The sequence below is a fragment of the Pseudomonas sp. CGJS7 genome, assembly GCF_036961695.1.
Genome location: NZ_JBAMDI010000145.1, coordinates 1 through 26,517 on the forward strand (window position 1 = coordinate 1; position 26,517 = coordinate 26,517).

24 protein-coding genes are annotated in these 26,517 nt (G+C 68.3%); 14 read left to right on the forward strand and 10 right to left on the reverse strand.

Annotated features, from left to right (window positions below):
* Positions 1–269: 269 nt before the first annotated feature.
* A complete protein-coding gene (locus tag V7787_RS45355) occupies positions 270–953 on the reverse strand; it encodes an SIR2 family NAD-dependent protein deacylase (RefSeq protein WP_336094280.1) in 684 nt (227 codons plus the stop codon).
* A 169-nt stretch (positions 954–1,122) separates the two neighbouring features.
* Here V7787_RS45355 and V7787_RS45360 point away from each other — a divergent pair, with 169 nt between their 5' ends.
* Entirely contained in the window at positions 1,123–2,625 is a 1,503-nt protein-coding gene (locus V7787_RS45360) for an amidohydrolase family protein (protein WP_336094281.1), read from the forward strand.
* Positions 2,626–2,634: 9 nt separating this feature from the next.
* Here the strand turns inward: V7787_RS45360 and V7787_RS45365 are convergent, their stop codons facing one another.
* From V7787_RS45365 to ftrA, 4 genes are all read right to left on the reverse strand, one after another.
* Positions 2,635–3,564 carry a hypothetical protein gene (locus V7787_RS45365; RefSeq protein WP_336094282.1) on the reverse strand — a complete coding sequence of 310 codons (930 nt, stop codon included), beginning with the start codon at positions 3,562–3,564 and terminating at the stop codon, positions 2,635–2,637.
* A 55-nt stretch (positions 3,565–3,619) separates the two neighbouring features.
* Positions 3,620–4,168, reverse strand: coding sequence for a pentapeptide repeat-containing protein (locus V7787_RS45370; RefSeq protein WP_336094283.1), 549 nt, complete (start codon positions 4,166–4,168; stop codon positions 3,620–3,622).
* On the reverse strand, positions 4,137–4,961 hold the full coding sequence (locus V7787_RS45375) for an alpha/beta fold hydrolase (RefSeq protein ID WP_336094284.1): 825 nt from the start codon (positions 4,959–4,961) through the stop codon (positions 4,137–4,139). The genes V7787_RS45370 and V7787_RS45375 overlap by 32 nt, the downstream gene beginning before the upstream one ends.
* A 222-nt stretch (positions 4,962–5,183) precedes the next feature.
* Positions 5,184–6,224 carry a transcriptional regulator FtrA gene (ftrA, locus tag V7787_RS45380; protein ID WP_336094285.1) on the reverse strand — a complete coding sequence of 347 codons (1,041 nt, stop codon included), beginning with the start codon at positions 6,222–6,224 and terminating at the stop codon, positions 5,184–5,186.
* A gap of 88 nt (positions 6,225–6,312) precedes the next feature.
* Between ftrA and V7787_RS45385 the strand changes: the two genes are divergently transcribed.
* The 5 genes from V7787_RS45385 to V7787_RS45405 all read left to right on the forward strand — a co-directional run bounded on the left by V7787_RS45385 (position 6,313) and on the right by V7787_RS45405 (position 12,344).
* Positions 6,313–6,726 carry a rhodanese-like domain-containing protein gene (locus tag V7787_RS45385; protein WP_336094286.1) on the forward strand — a complete coding sequence of 138 codons (414 nt, stop codon included), beginning with the start codon at positions 6,313–6,315 and terminating at the stop codon, positions 6,724–6,726.
* Entirely contained in the window at positions 6,723–7,223 is a 501-nt protein-coding gene (locus tag V7787_RS45390) for a GNAT family N-acetyltransferase (protein WP_336094288.1), read from the forward strand. Before V7787_RS45385 ends, V7787_RS45390 begins: the two co-directional genes overlap by 4 nt.
* Before the next feature lie 212 nt (positions 7,224–7,435).
* Entirely contained in the window at positions 7,436–10,747 is a 3,312-nt protein-coding gene (locus V7787_RS45395) for a bifunctional diguanylate cyclase/phosphodiesterase (RefSeq protein WP_336094290.1), read from the forward strand.
* 168 nt (positions 10,748–10,915) lie between these two features.
* On the forward strand, positions 10,916–11,341 hold the full coding sequence (locus V7787_RS45400) for a RidA family protein (protein WP_336094292.1): 426 nt from the start codon (positions 10,916–10,918) through the stop codon (positions 11,339–11,341).
* A gap of 100 nt (positions 11,342–11,441) precedes the next feature.
* Positions 11,442–12,344: an aldo/keto reductase gene (locus tag V7787_RS45405; protein WP_336094294.1), complete on the forward strand. Its 903-nt coding sequence runs from the start codon at positions 11,442–11,444 to the stop codon at positions 12,342–12,344.
* 173 nt (positions 12,345–12,517) lie between these two features.
* Here the strand turns inward: V7787_RS45405 and V7787_RS45410 are convergent, their stop codons facing one another.
* Together V7787_RS45410 and V7787_RS45415 are read right to left on the reverse strand one after the other, a co-directional pair.
* Entirely contained in the window at positions 12,518–13,057 is a 540-nt protein-coding gene (locus V7787_RS45410; RefSeq protein ID WP_336094295.1) for an SRPBCC family protein, read from the reverse strand.
* 37 nt (positions 13,058–13,094) lie between these two features.
* The gene (locus V7787_RS45415) at positions 13,095–13,502 is read right to left on the reverse strand and encodes a YciI family protein (protein ID WP_336094296.1); all 408 of its coding nucleotides are present in this window, start codon (positions 13,500–13,502) and stop codon (positions 13,095–13,097) included.
* A gap of 290 nt (positions 13,503–13,792) precedes the next feature.
* On the opposite strand from V7787_RS45415, the gene V7787_RS45420 reads away from it, so the two are divergent.
* The 6 genes from V7787_RS45420 (at position 13,793) to V7787_RS45445 (ending at position 20,215) form a co-directional block, all read left to right on the forward strand.
* Positions 13,793–14,872 (forward strand): alpha/beta fold hydrolase, encoded by a 1,080-nt coding sequence (locus V7787_RS45420; protein WP_336094297.1) that lies wholly within the window; start codon positions 13,793–13,795, stop codon positions 14,870–14,872.
* Between the two features lie 64 nt (positions 14,873–14,936).
* Entirely contained in the window at positions 14,937–15,353 is a 417-nt protein-coding gene (locus V7787_RS45425) for a hypothetical protein (RefSeq protein ID WP_336094298.1), read from the forward strand.
* Between the two features lie 130 nt (positions 15,354–15,483).
* A complete protein-coding gene (gnd, locus tag V7787_RS45430; protein WP_336094308.1) occupies positions 15,484–16,419 on the forward strand; it encodes a phosphogluconate dehydrogenase (NAD(+)-dependent, decarboxylating) in 936 nt (311 codons plus the stop codon).
* Positions 16,420–16,758: 339 nt separating this feature from the next.
* Entirely contained in the window at positions 16,759–17,886 is a 1,128-nt protein-coding gene (locus V7787_RS45435; protein ID WP_336094309.1) for a DUF1624 domain-containing protein, read from the forward strand.
* A gap of 254 nt (positions 17,887–18,140) precedes the next feature.
* Positions 18,141–19,391, forward strand: coding sequence for a glycosyl hydrolase family 8 (locus V7787_RS45440; protein ID WP_336094299.1), 1,251 nt, complete (start codon positions 18,141–18,143; stop codon positions 19,389–19,391).
* Between the two features lie 347 nt (positions 19,392–19,738).
* Positions 19,739–20,215 carry a hypothetical protein gene (locus tag V7787_RS45445; protein WP_336094300.1) on the forward strand — a complete coding sequence of 159 codons (477 nt, stop codon included), beginning with the start codon at positions 19,739–19,741 and terminating at the stop codon, positions 20,213–20,215.
* 57 nt (positions 20,216–20,272) lie between these two features.
* Here the strand turns inward: V7787_RS45445 and V7787_RS45450 are convergent, their stop codons facing one another.
* Complete coding sequence (locus tag V7787_RS45450; protein ID WP_336094302.1) at positions 20,273–20,464, reverse strand: hypothetical protein; 192 nt, start codon at positions 20,462–20,464, stop codon at positions 20,273–20,275.
* A gap of 252 nt (positions 20,465–20,716) precedes the next feature.
* Here V7787_RS45450 and V7787_RS45455 point away from each other — a divergent pair, with 252 nt between their 5' ends.
* The gene (locus tag V7787_RS45455; protein WP_336094303.1) at positions 20,717–21,496 is read left to right on the forward strand and encodes an N-acetylmuramoyl-L-alanine amidase; all 780 of its coding nucleotides are present in this window, start codon (positions 20,717–20,719) and stop codon (positions 21,494–21,496) included.
* A gap of 7 nt (positions 21,497–21,503) precedes the next feature.
* Here V7787_RS45455 and V7787_RS45460 read toward each other — a convergent pair whose 3' ends face one another.
* Positions 21,504–22,079 carry an NADPH-dependent FMN reductase gene (locus tag V7787_RS45460; RefSeq protein ID WP_336094304.1) on the reverse strand — a complete coding sequence of 192 codons (576 nt, stop codon included), beginning with the start codon at positions 22,077–22,079 and terminating at the stop codon, positions 21,504–21,506.
* A 283-nt stretch (positions 22,080–22,362) separates the two neighbouring features.
* Between V7787_RS45460 and V7787_RS45465 the strand changes: the two genes are divergently transcribed.
* Positions 22,363–24,474 (forward strand): TonB-dependent siderophore receptor, encoded by a 2,112-nt coding sequence (locus V7787_RS45465; RefSeq protein WP_336094305.1) that lies wholly within the window; start codon positions 22,363–22,365, stop codon positions 24,472–24,474.
* A gap of 9 nt (positions 24,475–24,483) precedes the next feature.
* Here the strand turns inward: V7787_RS45465 and V7787_RS45470 are convergent, their stop codons facing one another.
* Positions 24,484–25,836 (reverse strand): APC family permease, encoded by a 1,353-nt coding sequence (locus tag V7787_RS45470; RefSeq protein ID WP_336094307.1) that lies wholly within the window; start codon positions 25,834–25,836, stop codon positions 24,484–24,486.
* Positions 25,837–26,517: the final 681 nt, after the last annotated feature.

Below are 26,517 nucleotides of genomic sequence, written 5' to 3' on the forward strand. Positions count from 1 at the left end.
TGACGCGGGCAGGTTCCGTAGCGGGCATCCTGCCCGCGACGGAACCCGGCGCACGTCCTTGTGCGCCGCCCTTCGGGTGTCCTTTTGCTATCGCGAGTTAGATGCGCCGCCGGGCCAGAGCAACGGCAAAAGCAAAAGCAAAAGCAAAAGCGCCTTCATCCGCCCTTCGGGCACCTTCTCAGCCTTGCACTTCCTGCGGTCGCCGCAAGCGGGAGAAGGGCTGGGGCGGCGATGCGGGGAAGGTGCGATTCGAACCGAGCGAATGCTACTCAGCGTGCCAACCACTCCTGGACTAATGGCGGCACCGTCTCCACCGCCGTGCCTTGCAAAAAGCGGTAGAAGCGCGGCACCTCCTGCAACTCCGGCGACACGAACACCCGCTCGGCAGTAGGCGGGGCATAGTCAACTAAGCCAGCAGCGGGGAATACGGTCAGCGACGTACCGATGGCCAAGACCTTATCGGCTTCGGAAAAATGCCCGGCCGATTCGTCCAGATGCCGCACGTTCTCACCGAACCACACCACATCCGGCCGCAACTGGCTGCCCAACTCGCACAGATCGCCGATCTCGATCAGCGGCCCCTTGAGCGTGTACACCCGCGACGGGTCGGCGCTGCTGCGCGCCTTGAGGATCTCGCCATGCACATGGATCACCCGGGTCGAACCCGCGCGCTCGTGCAAATCGTCGATGTTCTGGGTGATCACCACCACCTCGAAGCGCTCTTCCAGCCGCGCGATCGCCTCGTGCGCGGCGTTCGGCCGCGCCGCCAGCACGCCCTTGCGGCGTTCGTTGTAGAAGCGCAGCACCGTGGCCGGGTCGCGCTGGAACGCCTGCGGCGACGCCACGTCCTCCAGGCGGTACTCGTGCCACAGCCCGCCCATGTCGCGGAAGGTTTTCAGGCCGCTTTCGGCGCTGACGCCGGCACCGGTGAATACGACGATCTTTTGCTTCATCTGGCTGCTCGGGGCTGAGGGACGGCGACGCGGCGGCGATTAGGGCTTTCAACCATACCCGCACCGGGCGCATCTGGTTAAGGCGGCCCGCGAAGGCGGGGTGCGACTTTCGGCCGGTGTCGGCCGCGAATCAGCGCTTATCATCGCTGGCAACTAGCAGGAGATGGGAATGATCGCGTATCTGTTGGGTCTGGCCCTGGGCGCCACGCCCGCCGCCTCCACCGCGCCGCCCGCGCAGCCGGCCGGGACCTGGGTGGTGGAGGATGTCACCGTGATTCCCGCCGATACCGATGAGGTGCTGGCGCATCGCACGGTGGTGATCCGCGACGGCAAGATCGAGCGGATCCTGCCGCAGGCAAGCAAGACCAAGGTCAAGGGCGCGGCGGTCGTGGATGGGCGCGGCAAGTATTTGGTTCCCGGCTTCGTCGATGCGCATGTGCACCTCAGCACCGAAGGCGCGATCCGCGACAGCAAGGACGCAGCGATTTCCGGGCTGGATCTGGGCCAGGAGCATCGCTACGACCGCCAGATCATGCTGAATCTGCTCAAGGCCGGAGTCACCGGCGTGGCCAATCTCGGCGGCAGCGCCGGCAGCGATGAAGATCTGCTGCGGTTGCGCGGCGAAATCGACGCGGGCCGGATGGACGGGCCGAAGTTGTATGTGGGCAAGCGCATCAACGGCCCGCGTGCGGCGGTGGCGGTGTCGCCGACTCAGCCGGTGCCGGCGTCGAAACCCGAGTCGCCGACCACCGCCGCCGACGGCATCCTCGCGGTCCAGCGCGCGCGCGAACGCGGCTACGATTTCATCAAGCCCTATCAGTTCCTCAACCGCGAGACCTATCGGGCCATCGTCGAAGAATCCGCGCGCCAGGGCTTCATCACCACCGGCCATCTGCCGGAACTGGGCTGCGCGAGCTGCGCCGACCGCGCCTTCGCCTTCGGCCATCCGATGACCAACATCGCCCACAGCGAGGAACTGGCGCGCTTCGCCCGGATCGAACACGATCTTTCGCCCAAGGACATCGAAGCCCTGGCCCAGGCGGTCTCGGCCAGCGGCATGTCGGTGACGCCGACCCTGGTCACGCTGCGCACCATCGTCGATATGTACGTGCATCGGCAGGTGCCGGCGGTGCCCGGCGGCTGGGACGCTTCGGTCGATGCGGTGACGCGCCTGGATTGGGCGCCGCCGGGCAATCGGTATCTGAGTCAGGCCTTCCGCGATCAAGAAGGCGCCGATGCGTTTTCGGCCGGTTACGACTTCGCCCGCGTGCTGACCCGCGAGTTGTGGAAGCGCAAGGTGCCGCTGACCGTGGGCACCGATGCCGCGCTGCCGGGCTTGGCGTTCGGGGTGTCGGTGCAGCAGGAAATGGTCGAGCTGCGCGAGATCGGGCTCAAGCCGGTGGAAGTGCTGCGCGCGGCGTCGATCAATGCGCATCGGTTGTTCGATCCCAAGGCCGGCAGCGGCGCGGTGCGCGCAGGCGAGCGGGCCAATCTGGTGTTGCTCGACGCCGATCCGCTGGCCGATATCCAGAACGTCGGCAAGATCGCCGGCGTGTTCGCCCAGGGCCGTTGGCTGCCGATGGCGGAGATCGAGCGCAAGCTGGCCGAGGGCGAGGGGTTCGAGCGCGGGTTGCAGCAGCAGCTTCGCGAGCGCAAGCAGGCCGCGCACTGAGGCGGGCGCTCAGCGGGCGAGCAAGCCGATCGCTTGATGGATGCCGAAGGCGTACACGCGCGCGGCGCTGAGCAAGTACAGCGTGTCGCCGCGCCCGGCGATGCGCTCGGCGCGCAGCGGCGCGCCGGTTTCGTCGATTAGCGCGAAGGTTTCGATCAGCGAGGCCTGCGGGCCTGCATCCAGTCCGAGCAAGTGGTAGCTGTCGCGGTCCTCGCCGCCGGCGAACAAGGCATGCTCGCGGAATACGGCGAACGCGTTCGAGTAGCGCGCGGGCGTGGGCACGGTCCATGAGCGGACGATGCGACGGTCGCGCAGCTGCACCAGCGGGAACGCCGAGTAGTAGCACAGCCAGACTTCGTTGTGGCTGGCGAGATTTAGCGCATAACAGTCGACGATGCGATCCAGCGGTGGCGCGGGATCGTAGTGATAGACCGGCGAGCCTTGCGCGTCCCAGGCCACCAGGCCCGATGCGGCGATGGGGTTGTTTGAGGCCAGTCCTTCGTCGAAGTATCCGGTCCAGATCTCGCCGTGCGCGGTGGTCTGCACATGCTCGACCGCATCGCCCAGCGCCATTTCCCGCAGCAATTGGCCGCTACGCGAGTACACCCGGCCATTGAGGTGGCTGTCGCCGCCGCGCGCGCTGGAACGCGAACACACCAGCAACAAGTCGTCGCCCAGCGGCTGCAGATGGTGGATGTTGTAGCGCTCGCCTTCGATGGTCAGGTCCAGCACCGGCTCGCCGTCGAGCCAGGCCTGGGCGCGATAACGTTGCGGCGTGCTCGGGTGGATCTTCGGGAACGCGCCGCTTTCCTCGCGATAGTCCAGGGCTTCGAGCGCATACAGCGTGTAGAGCGTGCGCTGCGGGCCCGGGTCTAACGCGACCAGTTCGCCGGGGCTTTGGAGCAGTTCGACGACGGGCCACAGTTGCAGCGTCTTCATGCGCGAGAGCGAATCCGTTCGAAAGTTGCGATGAATACTAGCGCGAGCGGGCGGCTCAGAAGCGCGGCTCGGTTTTGACCATGCCGGCGGCCTGTGGGTCGAAATCGGCGGGAAAGCGGGTGTTCTCGTCGTACTGTGCGCCTTCGCAACGGCTGGTTTGCAGCTGAGCTTCGCTGAGGTCGGCACCGTGCAATCTGGTCGCATGTCCGTGCCCGTCCAGGCCCAAATCGGCACCGCGCAGATTCGCGCCTATCAAGCGGGTACAGATCAAGTTTGCTCCACGCAGGTCGGCATCGCTGAAATTGCAGCCCGACAGATCGCTGTTGCTCAGCAGTACTCTGCTCAAGCAAGAGCGCGCAAAGCTGCGGCCGCGCAATACCCCGGTACCCATGGCGGCCAGAGTGCTGAAATCGCCGTCCTCGCAATCCCGCGAACCGGGCGGCAAGTAGAACGCGCCCAAATGATCGCCGTGTTCATCGGTGAAAGCCACACGTCGTTTGTCGGTTGCCATCTGGGATCTGCGCGCAGGAATCGATGCAAGGATACCGCGGTGCGGCGATGGCGGTGTGCTGTCAGGACTGCAAGAACGCCAGCAGATCCGCATTGAGCCGATCCTTGTGCGTATCGGTCAGCCCATGCGGCGCGCCGGGATAGACGATCAGCCGGCTGCCCGCGATCAACCGCGCCGACGCGCGGCCGGCGGCATCGATCGGCACCACTTGGTCGTCGTCGCCGTGCACGATCAGGGTCGGCACGTCGAATCGTTTCAAGTCTTCGCTGAAATCGGTGGCCGAGAATGCGGCGATGCTCTCGTAGGTGTTCTTGTGGCCGCCGGCCATGCCCTGCAGCCAGAACCAATCGATCATGCCTTGCGAGGGTTTGGTGCCCGGGCGGTTGAAGCCGAAGAACGGGCCGGCGGCCAGATCCTTGTACAACTGCGAACGGTCGGCGAGCGAGTCCGCGCGCAAACCGTCGAAGACTTCGATCGGCAGGCCGCCGGGGTTGCTGTCGGTCTTGAGCATCAACGGCGGCACCGCCGAGATCAGCGCGGCCTTGCTCACCCGGCCGGTGCCGTGACGGCCGATGTAGCGGGCGACTTCGCCGCCGCCGGTGGAAAAGCCGATCAACACCGCGTCGCGCAGATCCAGGTGCTGGATCAATTCGGCCAGATCGTCGGCGTAGTGGTCCATGTCGTTGCCGTCCCAGGGTTGCGCCGAGCGGCCGTGGCCGCGGCGGTCGTGGGCGATGCAACGGAAACCGTTGCCGGCGAGGAAGAACATCTGCGCTTCCCAGCTGTCGGCGGTCAGCGGCCAGCCGTGGCAGAACACCACGCTGGGACCGTGGCCCCAATCCTTGTAGTACAGCTCGATGCCGGCGCGGGTTCTGAACGTGCTCATGCGGGTTCCGTGGCCATGCGGGTTGCGCACGGATACGGGCCGTCGGCGGCGCGACGGCCGCTGGCGGCGCCGTCCTGGCGGAAACCCTGGGTGGCCGCGAACGATTCGGGCCTGTTTGAAGCCGACGCGGAACCTGCGCGCGAGCGGACAGCGAGATCGCCGATCGCCGACGGCGGTCGCAGTTGCTACCGAATAGCGCGCACAAGCCGCCGGTTCCCGGCCTCAGCCGCCTGCCGACTCGCGGGCGAAGCGGTCGCGGTAATCGCGCGGGCTGACGCCGAGTTTGCGGCGGAAGTGGTGGCGCATGGTGATCGCGCTGCCGAATCCGGTATCGCCGGCGATGCGGTCGATGCTGGCGGCGGTGGTTTCCAGCAACTCGCGCGCGCGTTCGACCCGCGCCTGGATCAGCCAATCGGCCGGGGTGGCGCCGGTGGCGCGCTTGAAGTGGCGCATGAAGCTGCGCTCGCTCATCGTCGCTTCGCGCGCCAGTTCGGCGATCGGCAGCGGTTCGGCCAGGCGCTCGCGCATGCGCTGCAGCAGCGGCGCCAGCGCGCCGCGTTCGCTGCGTTGCACCGGGCGTTCGATGTATTGCGCCTGGCCGCCTTCGCGATGCGGCGCGATCACCAGCCGCCGCGCGACATGGTTGGCGATGCGCGCGCCCCAGTCGCGCCGCACCAGATGCAGGCACAAGTCCAGTCCGGCCGCGCTGCCGGCGGAGGTCAGCAAGCGGCCTTCGTCGACGTACAAGGCGTTGGCGTCGATGTGGATCTCGGGATGGCGCTCGCGCAGGGTTTCGACATAACGCCAATGGGTGGTGGCGCGGCGGCCGTCGAGCAAACCGGTCGCGGCCAACACGAACACGCCCGAGCAGATCGACAGCAGGCGCGCGCCGCGCGCGTGGGCTTCGCGCAGGGCCTGGATCACCGCAGGCGGAACCGGCGTATCGCTGCCGCTCCAGCCCGGGACGATCACCGTGCCGGCGCGGACCAGCCGGTCCAGGCCGGCGTCGGCCTGGATCTTCAGGCCGTACTGCCCGCGCAACGGCCGGCGCTGCGCAGCGCAGGTTTCGAAGCGATACCACTCGCGCGCGGACACCTCGCCGCGCAGCTCCGGCCGCGCCAGCCCGAACACTTCCGCCGCGCACGAGAACTCGAACGCGCACAGGCCTTCGTAGGCGAGCACCGCCACCCGTGGATTGGGCGCGGCGCCGTCGCCGCGCCGGCGTGCTGCGGGCGCTCGTGGCGGGTTTTCGGACTTAGGCATGATTTGATCGATGGTTGGCGATTCCGCCAATGGTGCGCGTTCGCGGCGATCTCGACAATGCACGCATTCCCCGCCACTGGAGCGACCCATGCGCAACGCCGTCACCGACATCCCCGCCGCCGAACCCGCTCAGGCGCTGGCGCATTTCCAGGCGCAGTTCGCCTACGAAACCGACTGCTGGGACACCCACGCGGCGCTGGCCTCGGGCGATCCGGGCTTCGTGCTGCTGGATGTCCGCGGCCCGGAGCAGTACGCGGCCGGCCATGTACCGGGCGCGATCCATCTTCCGCACCGCAAGATCATCGCTTCGCGCATGGCCGCCTACCCGGCATCGACCTTGTTCGTGACCTACTGCGCCGGGCCGCATTGCAACGGCGCCGCGCGCGGCGCGGCGCGGTTGGCCGAGTTGGGCTACCGGGTCAAGCTGATGGCCGGCGGCATCACCGGCTGGCTGGATGAGGGCTTCGCGTTGGCGCAGGGCGGGGCCGAGGCGGCGGCGTGAGCGTTGCGGCGTCGGCGGCGCATGCGGCGCGCGTGCGCCGCGCCGGTCCCGACGATGCGCCGGTCTTGCGCGAACTGTGCGGCGAACATGCCGATTACGAGCGTTCGGCGATCGCGGCCGAACCCGCCGAAGCCTGGATGGGGCGTTTGCGCGCGGCCCTGAGCGGCGATTGCCCGCGCCTGCGAGTGTGGTTGGCCTGCGACGCCTCGGAGGTTCTTGGCTATGCCGCGGCGAGCCTGGAGTTCTCGGTCTGGGCCGCGCGCGAGTACGTGCACCTGGACGCGTTGTACCTGCGCGAGGCCGCGCGCGGCCAAGGCCTGGGCCGAATCTTGCTGGCCCAAGCGGCGGCGTTCGCGCGCGACAGCGGTTGCGCGCAGCTGCAATGGCAGACCCCGCAATGGAACCGCCGGGCGATCGCGTTCTATCGCCGCGAGGGCGCGCGGGGACAGAACAAGCTGCGTTTCACATTTGAAACAAGCACTCCGTCGGGCTTCTGAAGTCCGCCGCGTTGTTCGAACGTTGTCCGCAGTTGCTCGCCCGTTCGAAGGCGATGGCGGCGATCCCCTGTTCACCAGTGTCGTGTCGCGTCTTCACGCGCGATCAAGCAATCTGCCTGCAGGGCGTCGGTCGCGCACATCCAGCGTGAGCGGCCGACGGGAACAGGGGGCCGCGCTGGCGCAGGCGGTTGCCGCCGGGCAGTGGGTTGCACATGAAGACAGACAGTCGGGATTCGCGAGCCGCCACCGCCGCCGATCCCATCGAACCGGAGCGGCTGCCGATGCAGGCCGATCTGGTGGCCGCGGCGCGGATCGGTCTGGCGGTGATCGACGACGGGCGACGGATCGTGTTCGCCAATCCCTGTTTCTGCGAGTTGTTGGCCGGCCCCGCGGTGGGTCGGAATCTGGACGATCTGATCGCCGCGGAAAGCCGCGACGGCCTGGCCGCGTTGTTCGATGCCATCGCACCGGCGGACGGCGAAGAACTGCGTTGGCGCCGGATCGACGGCGAGAGTTTATGGGCCGGCGCCTCGCTGACGCCGCTGGGCGATGAAGAGGACGGCGGGTACTTGCTGCAATTGCTCGACGCCGGGCCGCTGCGCCAGGCCGAACGCGCGCTGGCGGCGAGCCGGCGTCGCCTGGACCTGCTGCTGGACTCGGGCGAGTTGGACAGCTGGGAGTGGGATCCGGTCAGCGACCAAGTCTCCAGCTCGCGCCGGCTCAGCGCGTTGCTGGGCTACGAGCTCGACGAAATCGGCGAGGACATGGCGCAGTGGTTGCCGTTGAGCCATCCAGAGGATCTGCCGAAGCTGATCGCCATGCTGCACGGCGGCGCGCGCGGCGAGATCGATCAGATCGACACGGTGCTGCGTTGGCGCCACAAGGACGGCGGCTGGCGCTGGATCCACTGCCGCGGAAAGATCGTGGAATGGAGCGACGACGGCCAGCCGCTGCGGGCGATGGGCATCAACCTGGACGTGACCTCGTTCAAGTTGGCCCAGCAGCAATTGGCGACGGCCAAACAACGCCTGGAACTGGCCGCGGGCGCTGGCCATATCGGCATGTACGACATGCGCCTGCCCAGCGGGCCGTCGCGGGCCAATGCCGAGGTGTTCTCGATCTTCGGCATCGAACCGGCGCGTCTGCCGGAAGCCGGCGAGCGCGAGGAAGACGTCGGCTGCGGCGACACTTGGCAAGTGTTCCAGTCCGGCGACCAGCGCTGGATGGATCCGATCCATCCGCAAGACCGCGAGCGCGTCGCCGAGCAATGGGCGCATGCGTTGCGGCATCAGGCCGAGTTCGATATCGAATACCGCATCGTCCGCGCCGACGGGCAGGTGCGCGATCTGCGCAGCGTGGCGACCTTGTTCCGCGAAGGCGCGCAGGCGCCGACCCGCTGCGTCGGCGTGGTGCTCGACGTCAGCGCGCAGAAGGAGGCCGAGCGCCAGCTGGCGGTAATGAGCGAGCGCTTGCAACTGGCGGTCGGCGCCGGCGGCATCGGCGTGTTCGAATTCGATGCCGCCACCCGCACCCAGAGCTGGGACGAGCGCATGCACTCGCTGTACGGCTGGGAGCCGGGCAGCTACGACGGCGGCCTGCAATCGTGGCTGGACTGCCTGTTGGCCGAGGACGCCCAGCGCATGGCCGCGGAACTGGAACGCGCGATGAAGTCGGCCGGCGCGCTCGACACCGACTTCCGCATCCACCACCGCCACAGCGGCGAATTGCGCCACATCCGCGCGCTGGCGCGGGTGCTGCGCGACGGCGACGGCCGGCCGCTGCGCATGATCGGCTTGAACTGGGACATCACCGGGCGCAAGCACCTGGAAGCGCAGTTGTTCGAAGAAAAAGAGCGCATGCGCATCACCCTGCGCTCGATCGGCGACGCGGTGGTGTGCACCGACTCGCTGGGCAGCATCACCTTCCTCAATCTGGCCGCCGAGCAATTGACCGGCTGGCCGCAGGAGCGCGCGGCCGGACGCGAACTGTCGGAGATTCTCAGCCTGTCCAGCGAGAGCGGCGAGGAAATCCTGGTCGATCCGGTCGCCGAAAGCCTGATCCGGCTGACCGCGGTGCCCTTGCCCGACGGGGCGGTGGTGACCGACGCCCAAGGCCTGCAGATCGCCGTGCACGGCATCGCCTCGCCGTTGCACACCGCCTCGGGGCAGGTGATCGGCGCGGTGCTGACCCTGCGCGATGTCAGCAGCGCGCGCGCCTTGCAGCGCGATCTGGCCCACAGCGCCAACCACGATGCGCTGACCGGGTTGCCCAACCGCTTGATGTTCGAACGCGAGCTGCGCCGCGCCACCGCCGAAGCGCGGGGGCTCGCCGGCGGGCACGTGCTGGGCTTCATCGATCTGGACCGGTTCAAGATCGTCAACGACAGCGCCGGCCACGCCGCCGGCGACGCGTTGCTGCGCGAAATCGGCCAGTTGCTCAAGCGACGCACCCGCGACAGCGATCTGATCGCGCGCATCGGCGGCGACGAATTCGCCTTGCTGCTGCGCAACTGCGACCTGCGCCGCGGCGAGACCGTCGCCGCGCACCTGATCGAAGACATCGCCGCGCTGGATTTCCGCTGGAACGGCCGCCGCCACGAGATCGGCGCCAGCATCGGCCTGACCTGCGTGGCGGTGGAGTCGCCGGCGCCGGACGATCTGATGAGTCAGGCCGACGCCGCCTGCTACGCGGCCAAGGCGGCCGGTCGCGGCCAGGTGATGGTGTACGAGGGCACCAGCAACAGCGCGCGCCGCTACCGCCGCGAGAATCTGATCGTGTCCGGCTTCCGCGACGCGATCGCCGAGAACCGGTTTTCGCTGTACGCGCAGGAGATCCGCGACCTGCGCGGGGCGGCATCGACGCAGCGGCACTACGAAATCCTGCTGCGCATGCGCGACGAACACGGTGCGCTGATCGGTCCGGCCCAGTTCGTGCCGGCGGCCGAACGCTACGGCCTGATGATCGAGCTGGACCGCTGGGTGATCGCCACCTTGCTGCGCGATTACGCGCAGGCGCTGCACGCCGCGCCCGGCGTCTGTTTGGCGGTGAATCTGTCGGCCAATTCGCTCAGCGATCCGCGCCTGTGGCCGTTCCTGCGCGATGAGCTGCGCCAGGCCGCGTTGGCGCCGGGGCGCTTGAGCCTGGAAATCACCGAGACCGCGCTGATCGACAACCTCGGCACCGCCAGCGCCTTCATCGAATCCGCGCGCCAGGCCGGTTGCGGCATCACCCTGGACGATTTCGGCGCCGGCTTGAGTTCGTTCGGCTACCTGCGCCGGTTCCCGGTCGACACGATCAAGATCGACGGCAGCTTCGTCCGCGAATCGGTGCACAACGACGTCGACCGCACGATCATCGCCTCGATCAACGCTGTCGCCCATCAGATCGGCGCGCGCATCGTGGCCGAGCACGTCGAGGACGAGCAGACCCTGGAGCTGGTGCGCGCGCTGGGCATCGACAAGGCCCAGGGCTATGCGATCGCGTTGCCGCGGGCCTTGGCCGAAGTGCTGGCCGCGCGGCCATAAACCGCCGATGGCCGGGCAGGTGCGGATCGGGATGCTGTGTTGCGGCGGCGACGGCCGCGCATGTCACAGCGGCTTGGGCAGGATCGTCGTACCGGTGTGAGCGCTCGCGGCGCGTATTGATTCGGCCGCGGCAGTCCGCATTGCGATGATCCCCTACCGAGAATTCCCATGAATCTTGCCAATCCCCAACCTGTCTTCGTTCTGTCCAACCCGGCCGGCCTGTACGACCCCGCGCCCAACGGCTACTCGCACCTGGCCCAAGTCGGCCCCGGTGCGCGCTGGCTGCTGGTGGCCGGGCAGGGCGGCGAAACCGCCGACGGCGCGCTCGATCCGGACTTCCGCGCGCAGGTGCGCCAGGCCATGCGCAATCTCGCCACCGCGTTGGCCTCGGCCGGCGCCACGCCGCGCGATGTGGTCAAGCTGACGGTGTTGGTGGTCGATCACACTCACGAACGTCTGCACGTGTTCGGCGAGGAACTGGCCGCCGCGTTCGGCGCCGATCATCGCCCGGCCTGCACCTTGATTCCGGTGCCGCGACTGGCGCTGGACGGGATGCTGTTCGAGATCGAGGCGACGGCGGCGTTGGCCGGCTGAGCGCGGGCGGAACCCAGCGGCGGCCCGCGCGATGCGCGCGCTGCCGCGTGGGCATGACGGCGCAGGATAGACTGAGCCTCCCCCGACCGCCGCGCTCGCCATGCCCGCCCTGACCGACACCGCTACGCCCGCTCTGCAACTGTCTCCCATCGTCGCCGGCGTCTGGCGCATGGCCGAATGGGACTTCGATGTCGGCCAGCGCCTGCAATGGATCCATCAGGCTCTGGAACTGGGCATCGACAGCTTCGACCATGCCGATATCTACGGCGATTACCGGGTCGAATCTTTGTTCGGCGAGGCCTTGGCGGCCGAGCCGGGATTGCGCGAGAAAATCCGCATCGTCAGCAAATGCGGGATCAAGCTGACCTCGGCGCAGCGGCCGGCGCACCGGATCAAGTCTTACGACAGTTCGGCCGAGCATGTGGTCGCCTCGGTCGAAAACTCCCTGCGCGCGCTGCGCACCGACCGCTTGGATCTGTTGTTGATCCATCGCCCCGATCTGCTGATGGACGCCGATGCCCTGGCGCGCTGCTTCGAAGAACTCAAGGCCGCCGGCAAGATCGTTCACGTCGGCGTGTCCAATCATTCGCCGTCGCAGTTGGCCTTGTTGAATGCGCGGCATCGTTTGGCCACGCATCAGATCGAATTGTCGCCGCTGCATCTGGCGCCGCTGGACGACGGCACCCTGGATCAATGCCAGGCCTTGTCGATGCGGCCGATGATCTGGTCGCCGCTGGGCGGCGGCCGCTTGTTCGGCGAAGACGATGCGCATGCGTTGCAGGTGCGCGAGGCGCTGGCCGCGGTCGGCGAGCGCCATGGCGGCGCGTCGGTGGCGAGCATCGCCTATGCCTGGTTGCTGCGGCATCCCTCGCGGCCTTGGCCGATCACCGGCAGCGGCCGCGTGCAAGGGCTGCGCGATGCGGTGGAGGCGTTGCGGATCCGGCTTAGCGCGGAGGAGTGGTATGAGATTTGGCAGGCCGGGGCGCAGCGCGAGGTTGCTTGAATCCGGTTGCGGATAAGCCGGGCCGTTATCCGGGCCCGGCGTGTTGGCGTCGCAGGTAGATGAGGCTTTATCCGCGCCTGTGAGAGCAAGATCAAAATGGGTTCCGGCTTTCGCCGGAATGACGGTGGGGTGGGTGTGGCGCGGTTTGTTTGGTGGTGCTGGGTCGGGCGGGCTCAGGCGCGCGCTTGGGCTTCGCTGAGCGTTTTCAGCTCGCGCAAGCCTTGGTCGAACATGCTGCCGACCATCTTGTCCATGCTCATGAACAGGCTCATCGCCTTGAACAGGAAATTGCGTTCGCCGCTCATCGCCCAGGTCACCTCGGTGCGGTCGCCGCGCGGGCTGAAATGGAATACGGCCAGGTTGCTGGCGCGGAACGGCTTGCGGAAATCCAGTCGCACCGCCACCTGTTGGTTCTCATGCACCTGGACGATGGTGGCGCGGCCTTCGCCGGCCTTGTTGTCGCCGACCCAGTCGTAGATCGCGCCTTCGCCGCGGTCGGCGCCTTCGTACTGGCGTTGCAGATTCGGGTCGAGCTTTTCGAACGGCGACCACGCCTGCCAGCGGCGCAAGTCCTGCACTTCGGCGAAGGCCGAGGCGGGCGGCGCATCGATGAGGATGCTGCGCGCGACCCGGAATCGGGCCGGCTGCAATGCCGCCACGATGAGAAACAGCGCGATCAGGGCGGCGATGGCCGCGATAACGATAGTCAACATGGTCGAAGAGTCCTTGAATGTTTGAGCTGGGCGGCGCTCAGCGGCGCTGCATGGTTTCGAAACCGGCGGCGGCCTTGCGCACGTCGGCGGGGAAGTCCTGCATTTCCTGGATCTGGCGGATTTCGATGGTTTCGCTGTCCGAACCCGGGCAGCGCCGGGCCCAGCGGATCGCTTCGGCGCGCGAGGCGACATCGATCAGCCAGTAGCCGCCGAGCACTTCCTTGGCTTCGGGAAACGGGCCGTCGGTCACGCTGGAGCGGCCGTTGCGGAAACTCACCCGCGCGCCCATCGACGGCGGGTGCAGGCCGTCGGCTGCGATCAAAATGCCGGCCTCATGCAGGGCGCGGTTGTATTCCATCATCGCCGCCACGTGTTCGGCGCTGGGCATGGCGCCGGGCTCGGCCGATTCGTAGCCGTGGGGAATCATCAACATCATGAAGCGCATCGGGATCGTCCTGTTCGGTTAGGTCGGGCGGGGCGATGCGGCCCGGCGGGTGCCGGAAGCCGCCTCATCGCCGCGTTCTTGTAAGGACGACGAACCGCGGCGGGCCGGATCGACACGGCCGATGTTTCTTTTTGTATCGGCCCGGCGGGCGGCCGCGGCCGGCAAGCTCCGGCCCGGCGGCGGGCGCCGCGGAACTGAATCGCGTCTGTCTTGTGTGTGTGCCACCGGTGCGGACAGAGCGAGGGACTTGCTTAACATCGCGCCTTCATTGACCGAAGGCGAGGGCGGTAATGAGGGACACATTCGCAAGACGCGCCGCGGCGGCCTGTGCGCTGGCCGCTGTGTGCCTGGGGCTGGCCGCGACCGCGGCGCAGGCCGATCCGGCCGCGGCCAAGTCCGCGCCGGCCAAGCCCGCGCGCCCGGCGCCCGACACCGAGCTGGATATCTACGCCGAAGCCGGACAGCGGGTGGACATCGGCGGCGGCCGCCATCTCAATCTGCGCTGCACCGGCCGCGGCGAGCCGACGGTGCTGCTGGAGGCCGGTTTCAGCTCCGATTCGCTGGCCTGGGCCAAGTCGCAGCCGCAGATCGCGGTGCAGTACCGGGTGTGTTCCTACGATCGCGCCGGCCTGGGCTTCAGCGATGGCGGCCCGCTGCCGCGCGATCTGGGCGCCGACGTCGCCGATCTGCACGCCTTGATCGACGCCGCCGATTTGCGCACGCCGCTGGTGTTGGTCGGCCATTCCTACGGCAGCCAGATCGTGCGCCGTTTCGATGAGCTGTATCCCAAGCAAGTCGCGGCGCTGGTGCTGGTCGATCCGCCGGAGCAGAACGTCGGCGAGTTCTCGCAGTCCTACGCCAAGGCCGAGGCGGATATTTCGCCGAAGATGCTGGCCCTGTATCGGGCTTGCGAGCAAGGCGCCAAGGACGGCCGGTTGAGCGCGGCCAAACCGCCGGCGAGCCTGCGCAACTGTCTGCGCGGGCCCAACCCCAACTACAGCGACAAGTTGAACGCGGCCATCCGCGCCTGGCGCTCCAAGCCGGCGTTCTGGGAAACCATGATTTCCGGCTCGCAGGATCGGTTGTCGCTGTACGGCAGCGCGGTGCCCAAGAGCGAGCGCCACGACGGCAAGCCGGTGATCGTGCTCAGCGCCGATCAGCCCTACACCGACGCGCCGCCGGGCCACCTGCAGGCGCTGACCTCGGCGCGCGAGCAAACCCATATGGCTTTGATCGCGACCTCGCGCCAGGGCAAGCGGGTGACCATCGCCAACAGCTCGCACGACATCCCCGGCGACCAGCCGGCGGCGCCGGCGATCGCGGTGTTCGAAGCGATGGAGATGCGCAAGCGCGCGGCCGAGAAGGACTGAACCGGCGCTTGCCCGCGCCGGGCAGGATTGCGATGCTGGCGGCGGCCGCAACGGAGCGCACGCCATGCAAACAAAACGATTCGCCGCCGCCGCGGCAGGACTGGCCGGGCTCGCCGCCGGGCCGGCCTGGGCCTCGGACTTCAGCGGGCTGATCGGGGTGATGTTTCATCTCTACGCGGTCGCGCCCTGGGCGCTGCTGCAACTGGCCGCGTTCGCGCTGCTGGCCTTGTTCGACAAGTACCGCTCGCGCGAATTCGCTCGCTGGCATGTCGGCATCGCGCTGCTCGGCCCGGTTGCCGGGCTGGTGGTGTTGCTGCTGGATCCGGGCAAGGGCCAAATCACCGCGCTGATGCTGGGTGTGGACGCGGTGGCGATCGCGCTGGCGCTGCTGCCGCTGGGCATGCACGCGATCCATCGGCGCCGGGCCGAGCGGCGCGCCACGGCCTCAGCCGCGGACCCGACGGCTTCCGAGCAGGGCTGAGCGCGCTGGAATGTAGCGTTACGCCGATGGCGGGCTTTGTTTCGCCGAATGCGCTCACACTTCTTTACCGCGGCAGGCCGGAACATCGGCCACTTCGCGGCGGCGCCCACGCGGGCGGCGGCGGTACCGCATTCGAACGTATTCACACCAAGGAGACAGCATGGAACTGGGCATGATCGGCCTCGGCCGCATGGGCGCCAATATGGCCGAACGGTTGGTGCGCGGCGGGCATCGGGTGGTCGGTTACGACCCCGGCGCGGCGGCGCGCGAGCAAGCGGCCACGCGCGGCATCGGCGCGGCGGCCTCGTTGGCCGAACTGGTCGCCGCATTGCCCGCGCCGCGCGCGGTGTGGTTGATGGTGCCGGCCGGCAAGGTGGTGGACGCGACCATCGCCGAGCTGCTGCCGTTGCTGAGCCGCGGCGACACCATCGTCGACGGCGGCAACTCCAATTACAAAGACAGCGCGCGCCGCGCTGCGCAGCTGAGCGAACACGGGCTGCATTACATCGATTCGGGCACCAGCGGCGGCGTCTGGGGCCTGCAAGAGGGCTACAGCCTGATGATCGGCGGCGAAGAAGGCGCGGTCGAACGCTTGCGGCCGATCTTCCAAACCCTGGCGCCCGCGGCCGATCGCGGCTGGGGCCGGGTCGGGCCCAGCGGCGCCGGGCACTTCACCAAGATGGTCCACAACGGCATCGAGTACGGAATGATGCAGGCCTATGCCGAGGGCTTCGCGATCATGGGCCGCAAGGAGGAGCTGGGCCTGGACCTGCACCAGATCGCCGAAATCTGGCGCCACGGCAGCGTGGTGCGCTCGTGGCTGCTGGACCTGACCGCGGACGCGCTGGGCAAGAACCCGGCCCTGGACGGGATCGCGCCTTACGTCGAGGATTCCGGCGAAGGCCGCTGGACCGTGGCCGAGGCGATCGATCTCAACGTCTCCGCGCCGGTGATCACCGCCTCGTTGCTGGAACGGCTGCGCTCGCGCGAGAAGGATTCCTTCGCCGACAAGCTGCTGGCGGCGATGCGCAACGAGTTCGGCGGGCACGCGATCCGCAAGGAATAAGAACCGCCGGCAAAGCCGCGCAACCGACTTACCGTCATTCCGGCGAAAGCCGGAATCCATTTTGATCTTGCTCTCATCGGCCGAGGCAAGATCTTCCTGTTCACAGCGCCAAGCCAGCGCCGCAGCGACGGACCCGCCGCGCCGGCGCTATGCTCCGACCCAGGCCGCCCCGCGGCCGTCCGGAGCCGCGCATGGCCGATCCATCGCTTCCCGCCGATCTTCCCGCAACTCCCCCCGCCGGCGGCCTGACCCGCAGCGGCGCCGCCGCTTCCCGCCGATCTTCCCGCAACTCCCCCCGCCGGCGGCCTGACCCGCAGCGGCGCCGCGCGCCTGGAACTGATCGACATCCTGCGCGGCCTGGTGATCGCGCTGATGGTGCTCGACCACGTTCGCGATTACTTCCACGCGCAAGCCTTCGTATTCAGCCCGCTCGATCTGGAGCGGACCACGCCGCTGCTGTTCGCCACGCGCTGGATTACCCATCTGTGCGCGCCGACCTTCGTGTTCCTGTCCGGGGTGTCGATCTTCCTGCAATTGAACGGCGGCGCGCCGCGCGCGCAAGTCGCGAAACTGGCGCTCAGCCGCGGCGCGTGGTTGATCGCGCTGGAACTGACGGTGATCGTGTTCGGTTTCCAGTTCGTCTGGCCGTATCTGTTCCTGCAGGTGATCTGGGCGATCGGCCTGGGCATGGTCGCGCTGTCGGCGCTGCTGTGGTTGCCGCGCGCGTGGGTGCTGGCCTTGGGCGCGGTGATCGTCGCCGGACACGGCTTGCTCGCCGGATCGGGGCCGGATCCGGCGTCGCCGTGGGCCTGGCTGTGGACTTTGACGATGCGGCCGGGCACGGTCGCCGGCGTCGAAGGCTTCGTCGCCTATCCGGCGGTGCCGTGGATCGGCGCGATGCTGCTCGGCTACGGCGCCGGGCCGTTGTTCGCGCTGCCGGCGCCGCGGCGCACGCGGGTGTTGGCCGCATGCGCGCTGGCGGCGTTGGCGGCGTTCGCGTTGCTGCGCGCGGGCTTGCAGTTCGGCGATCCGCGACCGTGGTTGCGCTTGCAGGGTTGGCGCGATGTCGCTTCGTTCTTCAACGTCTCCAAACAACCGCCGTCGCTGCAATACGTGTTGGTCACGCTCGGCGTGTCGATATCGCTCGGTCTGCTTCTGGAACGTGTGCGCGGCCCGTTGCGCGCGCTGTTGCTGGCGTACGGGCGTACGCCGCTGTTCACCTACCTGTTGCACATCTATCTGGTCCACGGCCTGGCCATGGCGATCGGCGTGGCCAGCGGGGTGCCGGCGCGGGTGTTCATCGCGCCGTTGTTCAATCCGCGCCAGTTGGCCGAAGCCGGCTGGGGCGTGGATCTGGCGACGGTCTACGCGGTCTGGCTGCTGGCGCTGGCGCTGCTGTACCCGTGCGCGCGCTGGTTCGCCGGGGTCAAACGGCGCCGGCGCGAGCGCTGGCTGAGCTACCTGTGATCTAAGACCTTGGTCGATTTGCGAGCCGGCGCAAGCGGCATTCACACGCTCGGTCACGGCCGACAACGTTGTCGCTGGCCGCCGCGCGCTAGCCTGCGCCTGCGGCCGCGCTCGAGCATGCGCGAGCGACGGCCGCACCCGTCGCCGCCGTCGTACCGAACCATCGACGAATCGTGACCCTGCGCGCGCTACCCGCGCGGGCCGGTGCGCGCGCGGCTTTATCCGGTCGACGTACACCACCTCGGAGAAGCCTCATGGCTATCGCCACCCAATCCACGCATCGCAATCCGTTGCACCGCGGCCTGAAACGTCTGGCGTTGTTCGCCGTCACCGTCGCGGTGTTCGGCAGCGTCCAGGCCGCGCCGAATTTCCCGTTCGGCAGCCATCGCCAGAGTTACGTCAGCGGCACCCTCAGCCCCAGCGTCGGCCGCGCCGCCGCCGATCAATCCACCGCCTCGTTCTACCGTGCCTGGAAGCAGCGCTATCTGGTGGCCGGGTGCAAGGCCGGCGAATACCGGGTCAAGGCCTCCACCGACACCGCCTACGTGGTCTCCGAAGGCCAGGGCTACGGCATGTTGATCACGGTGATGATGGCCGGCAACGATCCCGAAGCGCAGACCTTGTTCGACGGATTGCACCGCTACAACCGCGGCCATCCCAGCGGCGGCAACCCGGCGTTGCTGTCGTGGGCGCAGGACAGCAGCTGCCGCAACGTGGCCGGCAACAGCTCGGCCAGCGACGGCGATCTCGACATCGCCTACGCCTTGCTGCTGGCCGACGCGCAATGGGGCTCGGCCGGCGCGATCAACTACGCCAGCGAAGCGCGCAAGGTGATCGCCGCGATCCGCAGCAGCACCATCCATCCCAACAACAAGCTGGTGCACCTGGGCGATTGGGTCTCTCCGGGTTCGGCGCATCAGTACAACGCTACCCGCAGCTCGGACTGGATGCTCGGCCACTTCCGTTCCTTCGGCGCCAAGCTCGGCGACAGCTACTGGACCGGCGTGCTCGACGCGCACCAGAATCTGTTGGCGCGGATGCAAAGCACCTACGCGCCCAACACCGGCCTGCTGCCGGACTTCATCGTCAACACCACCGGCACGCCGCGGCCGGCCGAGGTCGATTTCCTGGAAGGCGAGAACGACGGCATCTACGGCTGGAACGCCGGCCGGGTGCCGTGGCGGATCGGCATCGACGCGGCGGTCAGCGGCGACAGCCGCTCGCGCACCGCGGCGCGCAAGCTCAACCAGTGGGCCAAGGCCAAGTCCGGCAACAACCCCAACAACCTGCGCAGCGTCTACAAGCTCGACGGCAACCACACCGGCAACTACAACAGCGTGTTCTTCACCGCGCCGTTCGCGGTCGCCGCCACGGTCGATACCGATCAGGCCTGGTTGGACAAGCTGTGGAGCTACATGGCCAACGGCGGCGCCAGCGATTACTACGGCGACAGCGTCAAGCTGTTGTCGATGCTGGCGGTGTCCAACAACTGGATCCGGCCTTGATCGGCGAGTAAGCGCCGCCGCATCGGGCCTTGAGGGCGCGGCGACCGCGCCGGGCCCGCGGTTGAACGCCAGCCCGCGGCGATGCCGCGGGCTGGCTTGAGCACAGCACGGTTCCTCACAGAACCGGTTTGCGGGCAAATCCGGCAAAGTCGGTCCGGCCGAATAGGCCGAAAGTCCATGGAGTTGTGGGCTGCGTCTCGTTTAGGATCGGGACGCCGGGGCGATGGGGGAGCGGCTGCGATGCAGCCCGACACGTTCCGGCGACACCCTCCCATTGGAAGGCGAACGGACCCGTCCGGTCCGGATTTCGCGGCCCCACCGGCCGCACCGACGAGGCATAAGGAACCATGCGAAAGAACGAGTTGAAGCGGTTTTCCCTGAGCAAAACCCTGGTGGGCCTGGTCCTCGCCGCCGCCTGCGCCGGCGCGGTCGCCTCGACCGAGCGCGCGCCGTTCGACGCCGCCGCGGTGTTGGAGCAGCAAAAGCAGATCCGCGGCGACATCGAAGCCAGCCGCGGCAGCTACGGCGAGCTCAACGCCGCCACCCGCCAGGAACTGCGTTCGCGCCAGGATCGCCTGAGCAAGTTGCTCGAAGGCCGCCGCTACGAAGACCTCAACGAGGCCGACCGCGATCAGGCCCATCAGGACCTGTCCTGGATTCAGCAGGCCGGCGCGGCCAAGAGCGAAGACCGGATGATCTGCGAACGCGTCCGCGCGATCGGCAGCAACCGGGTCGAACGCGTGTGCAAGAGCGCCTCGCAGCGGCGCGAAGAACAGCAGCAGCGCGTCGATCCCAAGCTCGACACCCCCGGCGTGCGCAACTGAGCGCAGCCGGTCGAGCCGCGCGGGCCAGGCCTGCGCGGCTCGACCAAAGCGCCGGCCTCAGTCGCAACAGCGGCAAGGCTGGCCGTTGCCGGGGTTCCAGCCCGGCATGCCGCCGCAGCGGTCCTGGCAGACTTTGATGCTGCACAGCGCTTTGTCCGGCGGCGCCGAATCGGTGGCCTGCACGCCGAATCCGAATCCGAAAGCGGCCAGCGCGAACGCGGCCAGATAGCCGTAGGTCTTGCGTTTCATGCGCGATCCTCCTGTCGTGGCGACGAGCGCGGAGGCCGCGCGATCGACGAGGTCCGACCCGTCGCGGCCGCCGCGGCGCGGGCGGGGCCCGCGTCGGCGGCACTGTAGGCCCGGCGCCCGGCGCGAACTGTCCAGCGCGTCACCAAAGCCGCGCCGGATGACAGTTGTAACCGCCGCGCCGGTACCCGCGCGCGGCGATGCCGGCGCGCATCGCCTACACTCGCGTTTCGTCCGCAGCACGAGCGTGGCCGCATGAAACTTCCCTTGGGTTTGGCCGTGGCCGCGACGCTGGCATTGGCCGGTTGCGCCAGCACGCCGGCGCACAATCCGCTGGCGCAATGGCATCCCTCGCCGAACCACAACGAGCGCCGCGCGCAGTTGATCGTGCTGCACCACACCCAGCAAGACAGCGTCGAGCAGTCGCTGCGGACCTTGAGCACGCGCAACTCGCAGGGGCAGGTCAGCGCGCACTATCTGGTCGGCGAGGACGGGCGCATCTATCAACTGGTCGCCGAGGACCGGCGCGCCTGGCACGCCGGCGCCGGACGCTGGGGCGATATCTGGGATCTGAACTCGACCTCGATCGGCATCGAGATCGACAACGACGGCAGCGAGCCGTTCGCCGAAGCGCAGATCCAGAGTCTGTTGCGGCTGCTGACCGATCTGACCGAGCGTCTGGGCATTCCGCGCTACATGATCGTCGCCCACGGCGACATCGCGCCCACCCGCAAGACCGATCCGAGCGTGCTGTTCCCGTGGCGGCGCCTGGCCGAAGCCGGTTTCGGCCTGTGGCCGCGTTTCGACGCGGGCCCGCCGCCGCCCGGCTTCGACGCCTGGGCGGCGCTGCGTCTGGTCGGTTACGACCTGCGCGATCCCGGCGCCGCGCTGGCCGCGTTCCACCGCCGTTTCCGCGGCAACGAAACCCGCGAATGGCAAGCGGGCGACGCCGAGATTCTCTACGACTTGCAGCGTCAGCTGATGGCGCTGCCCGAGGGCGCGCCGCCGCCGTTGCCGGCGCCGCCGCTGCGCTGATCGCGCTTCAGGCCGCGGCCTCGTACGGCGCCGCCTGACGCGCATCGCGCAAGGCCCAGCCCCACCAGCTCAAGCGCGACAGCACCGTGCGCATGGCCCCGTGTACCGCCTGCGGTTCGCGCAATTCGCCGTCTTCGCCGAACTGACGCCAGGCATGCGGCAGGGCGATGCAATCGCGCAAGGCGACCGAGTGCAATCCGCCGTAGACCTGACGCAGTTGCTCGATCGCGCGCAGGCCGCCGGAACTGGCGCCGTAACCGACGAACGCCACCGGCTTGGCCCACCACGGCTCGTAGCAGGCGTCGATCAAGGATTTGAGCGCGGCCGGATAGCCGTGGTTGTACTCGGGCGTGACCACCACGAACGCATCGGCCGCGTGCAAGCGCTGGCGCAGTTGCTGCAGCCGCGCTTCGTCGCCGTCGCTGGGGCGCCCGGACAACGGCCAATCGAGCGGATCGATGCGGTCGATCTCGAAGCCGCCGTGCGCGAGGATGCGCCGCCGCGTCCATTCGGCGACCACATCGCAGAAACGGCCGGGGCGCGCGCTGCCGTAAATCAGCGCGATTCGGAGAGAGGAAGTCATGAAGAGTCGGAGGAAGAGGGGCGGTCAGGCTAAAACCTAAAGTAATGTTTAGGTCAAGCGTCGGGATTTGCGACAGCCCCCTCGATTGCCTATGATTCGCGCGCCGTGCGGTCCCGCGCGGCGCATCTCATGCACACGTGCCCGGCGGCCTCAGGCCCGAGCGGCAGACGGCGCCTTCTGTAGTCCGGAGCCCGTCATGCACACCTCCCCGTCGGATTTTCGAGCCGTTTCCGCGTCCGCGCGCCCGCCGCTAACCCGAGCGCAGGCCTCGCGCCGCGGCCGCGTGCTCGCGCTCGCCGTCGCCACCGCGCTGGTGCCCAGCCTGCGCGCGCGCGCCGCGGAGCCGGCGGAAACGCCCGCGGCCGACGACCGCTCCGCCGTCACCTTGAACGAGGTGGTCGTGCAAGGCCTGCGCAGCCACGAAGCCGGCGCCGCGCTGAAGATGGACGCGCCTAGCCTGGAAACGGCGCAGGCGGTGTCGACGGTCAGCCGCGAAACCATGGACCAGCAAGGCGTGCGCCGCATCGCCGACGCCTTGCGCAACGTCGCCGGCGTCACCAGCAACAGCGTTTACGGATTCTTCGACGGCTTCAACATCCGCGGCTTCAACGCCTCGGCCGGCGCGACCTATCTCGACGGCCTGTTGTGGTCCAACGATCAGGCCAGCACCGAGCTCAGCGGCCTGGATCGGCTGGAAGTGGTGAAAGGCCCGGCTTCGGGCTTGTACGGGCAAGGGCCGTTGTCGGGCATGGTGAACCTGGTCAGCAAGCGCCCGCAGGAGCAGCGCTTTATCGATCTTTCGCTCGGCGCGGGTTCGTACGATTTCCGCGAAGTGCGCATCGACGCCAACAGCCCGCTCGACCGCGACGGCCGCGTGCTGGCCCGGCTCAATGCGACTTACCGCGATCAGGATTTCTTCGTCGATTTCTCCGGCGCGCGCCGCGCGTATCTGGCGCCGTCGCTGACCTGGAAGATCGCCGAGCGCACTTCGGTGACATTCCTCGGCACCTGGCAACGCGACCGGATCAATCCGTGGTCGCCGGTCACCGCTTACGGCAGCGCCTTGCCCAATCCCAACGGCCGCCTGCGCCGCAGCTTCTCGGTCAACGAGCGCGATGTGCCGGCGGTGCAGGATCGCGACTATCGCGCCCTGGGTTACAGCTTCGAGCATGCATTCAGCGACAGCGTGAGCGTGCATCAGACCGTGCGTTATGCGGATTTCCACGATCGCTGGGATCACTGGATGTTCCCCGACCAGATCTCGCCGGAGATGGACAAGATCAATCGTCTTTACTACGGGCCTTTCAACGAGCGCGGTCACGATCTGCGCGCGGACACCAATGTGTCGTGGACCCTGCGCACCGGCGCGGTCGAGCACCGCCTGTTGTTCGGCGCGGACTACGGCAAGCGCCGTTCCAGCTACACCGACACCTTCGATGTGGGGCCGTACGAAATCGATCTGTTCAATCCGGTGTATGGGCAGAACGGCACCCATCCGGCCTTCATCAACGACGCGCGCACGTTCCAGGCCAACACCCAGCGCGGCTTCTATCTGCAGGATCACCTCAAGCTCGGCGAGCGCACCACGATGACGCTGGGCGGCCGCTGGGATCGCGCCAGCAGCGGCGTCGGCGAGGCCGAGGCGGTCAACCGCCAGTTCAGCCCGCGCGCCGGCCTGACCTATGCGCTGCGGCCCGATCTGGCGCTGTACCTCAACCATTCGCGCTCGTTCTCGCCGCAGGGCGGGTACTACCGCCGTTTCGACGGCGATCCGCTGCCGCCCGAACGCGGCGTCAACAACGAAATCGGGCTCAAGCTGGAACCGCGCGGCGGACGCCTGAGCGGCATGCTCTCGCTGTTCGAGCTGACCCGCCAGAACGTGGCCACCGAGGACCCGGAACATCCGACTTTCTACATCACCAGCGGCGAGCAGCGCAGCCGCGGCGTCGAGGTCGAAGGGCGGTGGAGGCCGAACGCGCAATGGGAAGTGCAGTTCGCCTATGCCTGGACCCAGGCGCAGATCACCCGCGACAACGTGCTGCCGGTGGGCGCGCGCTTGTCGGGCGTGCCGCGCCACAGCGCCAACCTGTGGGCGCGTTACACCGTGCCGAGCGGACCGCTGAGCGGGCTCGGCCTGGCTTTGGGGGCGCATACCGAGAGCGAAAGGCTGGCGAGCAACTACCAGCCGATCGATCCGATTTATCAGCGGCCGTTCCTGCTCAAGGGCTACACCCTGTTCGACGCGGCCTTGTCGTACGAGGCCGCGCGCTGGAACGCGCAGCTCAACCTCAAGAACATGTTCGACAAGCGCTACATCCCGGGCGAGGCGAGCATCGACCGCACCTCGTTCGGCGAGCCGCGCACGCTGATGGCGACGGTGCAGTGGAAGTTTTGAGGCCCGCGATCAGCTGACCGGGTCCGGCGCGCGGCGCAGTTTGTAGATCAGCGCGCCGACCAGCAACGCGACCGCGCCGGCGATCAGATTCTTGGCGCTGGCGCTGGCCAACAGGCCCAGCGACAGCACGATCGCGGCGATCGGAATCAACGGCCCGCCCGGCAGACGCAGCGCGCCTTCGCGGTCGCCGTGGCGCTTTTGCAGCACCAGCACCGACACCGCGGTGCCGATGTAGGTGCACAGCCGCGCGACCACCGACAGCAGCGCCAGTTGCTGGAACGAACCGGTCAGCGCCAGGGCCAGGGCGATCACGCCGATGAACAGCACCGCCCGCGCCGGGGTGTGGAAACGCGGATGGATCGCGCCGAGCGCGCGCGGGCCGTAACCGTCCTGCGACAGCGCCAGCAAGTAGCGCGGCCCCATCATCACCGTATTGCTGTTGGTGCCCAGGATCGAGATCGCCGCGCCCACCGTCAGCACCAGCGCCAGACCGGTGCCGCTGAAATGCGCGGCGGCTTCGGCCAAGGGGCTGGACGATGTCGCGATTCCGGGCAGCGTGCCCAGCGCGATCAACTGCACGGTGAAGTAAATGATCGTGACCAGGGTAATCATGGTCAGCAACGCGAACGGCACGTCGCGGCGCGGATTGCGGTATTCGCCCGCGGCGGCCGGCAGGTTTTCGAAACCGGCATAGGCGAACAACAGCAGCAAAGCCGCTTCGCCGAGGTTGTCCATCTTCAGCGGCGCGTCGGAATGCAGCAGCGTGGGATCGAAGTAGAACGCGCCGATCGCCACGAACAACACCAGCGGCACCAGCTTGCCGACCGCCAGCGCCACGCCCGCGCGCGCGGCGGTGCGCACGCCCAGCACGTTGATCAGCACCAGCAGCCCGAGCGATCCGGCAACCACGAACACTCGCGCCGGCCCGCCCTTGGCCGCCGGCCAGAACAGCGCCACCGCCTCGGCCAGGCCGTTGCTCAGCGAGGCGGCGGTGGAGATGCGGGTGACCAGCAGCATCCAGCCGACCTCGAAACCGGCGAACGGGCCGAACGCTTCGCGCGCATACAGATAACCGCCGCCGGGCTGGTCGAAATAACTGGCCGCCTGCGCGTAGCACAGCACCAGCAGCGCCACCGCGAAGCCGGCCAGCAGCACCGCCCACAGGCTGGCCGGACCGAGCAGCAGCGCGGCGGTCGCCGGCAGCAGGTAGATGCCGCTGCCGATCACGTCGTTGATCGACAGGCCGACGATCTGCCAACGGCTGACGGCGCGGACGGTGCCGGGCGAGTGAGGCTCCGATCCTGGGACTGCGGGCGAATCGGACGCACGCGGCGGCGTCGGCTGGCTCGGCGGCTGGCTCAAAAGGTGTTCCCCTCGCTCGGTGGCGTGCGGCGCACGGCGCCGATCTGACCGCACCTTAGGCCGAGTCGGCGGCGGGTTTCAATCCGCACTGCGGCATGGCGATATAAGCCGGCGCGGGGCCCGCGGCGTCGGACGCGCGGCCGATGCGCCGACAGCGAGCGTGCGCGCGGCTCGCAGCGTTCGCGCGTTGGCCGGCGTCGGGTCGGAAACCTATCGCCGCTCGCTTGTAAGTAAACCTTTCGTTGCGTTCAGCCGGGCGCAAGCCGCGCATCGCGCGCAAACGAGTACGTGCTCACGTTTTTTCGCCGCGGCTAACGCATGCGCCTGGATGCGAGGTTAAACAAACGTAGCCCGCTGCGCGCCGCATGCGTTGGCGTTCATGCCGGTGACGGCAACGTGCAGCGCGTGCCGTCGCTTCCCTGCGGCACGTGCCCGCGACCCGCGCATGGACGATCCACGGTGTTCCCCCGCACCCGTCCATCGCGGTCGCTGTTGAAGTCCGACCGGCGTCGCGCCTCGCCGACCCGGTCCATTATCCGGAGGTAAATCCATCCATGAAGATCGATACCCGCAAAGCGCTGTACCTGCTGCTGGCGATGAGCGCGCTGTCGCTTGCCGCCTGCAAGAGCGCGGGCGACACCACCGACGCGCCGGCCGCGTCCAGCGCTCCGCCGGCGCAGG

Bases quoted from the DNA above. Each gene is read 5' to 3' on its own strand.
- V7787_RS45455 (WP_336094303.1), top strand. From the start codon at position 20,717: ATGAAACTTCCCTTGGGTTTGGCCGTGGCCGCGACGCTGGCATTGGCC.
- V7787_RS45440 (WP_336094299.1), top strand. From the start codon at position 18,141: ATGGCTATCGCCACCCAATCCACGCATCGCAATCCGTTGCACCGCGGC.
- V7787_RS45370 (WP_336094283.1), bottom strand. From the start codon at position 4,168: ATGCGGATCTGCTGGCGTTCTTGCAGTCCTGACAGCACACCGCCATCG.
- ftrA (WP_336094285.1), bottom strand. From the start codon at position 6,224: ATGCCTAAGTCCGAAAACCCGCCACGAGCGCCCGCAGCACGCCGGCGC.
- V7787_RS45460 (WP_336094304.1), bottom strand. From the start codon at position 22,079: ATGACTTCCTCTCTCCGAATCGCGCTGATTTACGGCAGCGCGCGCCCC.
- V7787_RS45355 (WP_336094280.1), bottom strand. From the start codon at position 953: ATGAAGCAAAAGATCGTCGTATTCACCGGTGCCGGCGTCAGCGCCGAA.
- V7787_RS45375 (WP_336094284.1), bottom strand. From the start codon at position 4,961: ATGAGCACGTTCAGAACCCGCGCCGGCATCGAGCTGTACTACAAGGAT.
- V7787_RS45445 (WP_336094300.1), top strand. From the start codon at position 19,739: ATGCGAAAGAACGAGTTGAAGCGGTTTTCCCTGAGCAAAACCCTGGTG.
- V7787_RS45420 (WP_336094297.1), top strand. From the start codon at position 13,793: ATGAGGGACACATTCGCAAGACGCGCCGCGGCGGCCTGTGCGCTGGCC.
- V7787_RS45395 (WP_336094290.1), top strand. From the start codon at position 7,436: ATGAAGACAGACAGTCGGGATTCGCGAGCCGCCACCGCCGCCGATCCC.
- V7787_RS45425 (WP_336094298.1), top strand. From the start codon at position 14,937: ATGCAAACAAAACGATTCGCCGCCGCCGCGGCAGGACTGGCCGGGCTC.
- V7787_RS45360 (WP_336094281.1), top strand. From the start codon at position 1,123: ATGATCGCGTATCTGTTGGGTCTGGCCCTGGGCGCCACGCCCGCCGCC.
- V7787_RS45415 (WP_336094296.1), bottom strand. From the start codon at position 13,502: ATGCGCTTCATGATGTTGATGATTCCCCACGGCTACGAATCGGCCGAG.
- V7787_RS45405 (WP_336094294.1), top strand. From the start codon at position 11,442: ATGCCCGCCCTGACCGACACCGCTACGCCCGCTCTGCAACTGTCTCCC.
- V7787_RS45450 (WP_336094302.1), bottom strand. From the start codon at position 20,464: ATGAAACGCAAGACCTACGGCTATCTGGCCGCGTTCGCGCTGGCCGCT.
- V7787_RS45410 (WP_336094295.1), bottom strand. From the start codon at position 13,057: ATGTTGACTATCGTTATCGCGGCCATCGCCGCCCTGATCGCGCTGTTT.
- V7787_RS45365 (WP_336094282.1), bottom strand. From the start codon at position 3,564: ATGAAGACGCTGCAACTGTGGCCCGTCGTCGAACTGCTCCAAAGCCCC.
- V7787_RS45400 (WP_336094292.1), top strand. From the start codon at position 10,916: ATGAATCTTGCCAATCCCCAACCTGTCTTCGTTCTGTCCAACCCGGCC.
- V7787_RS45385 (WP_336094286.1), top strand. From the start codon at position 6,313: ATGCGCAACGCCGTCACCGACATCCCCGCCGCCGAACCCGCTCAGGCG.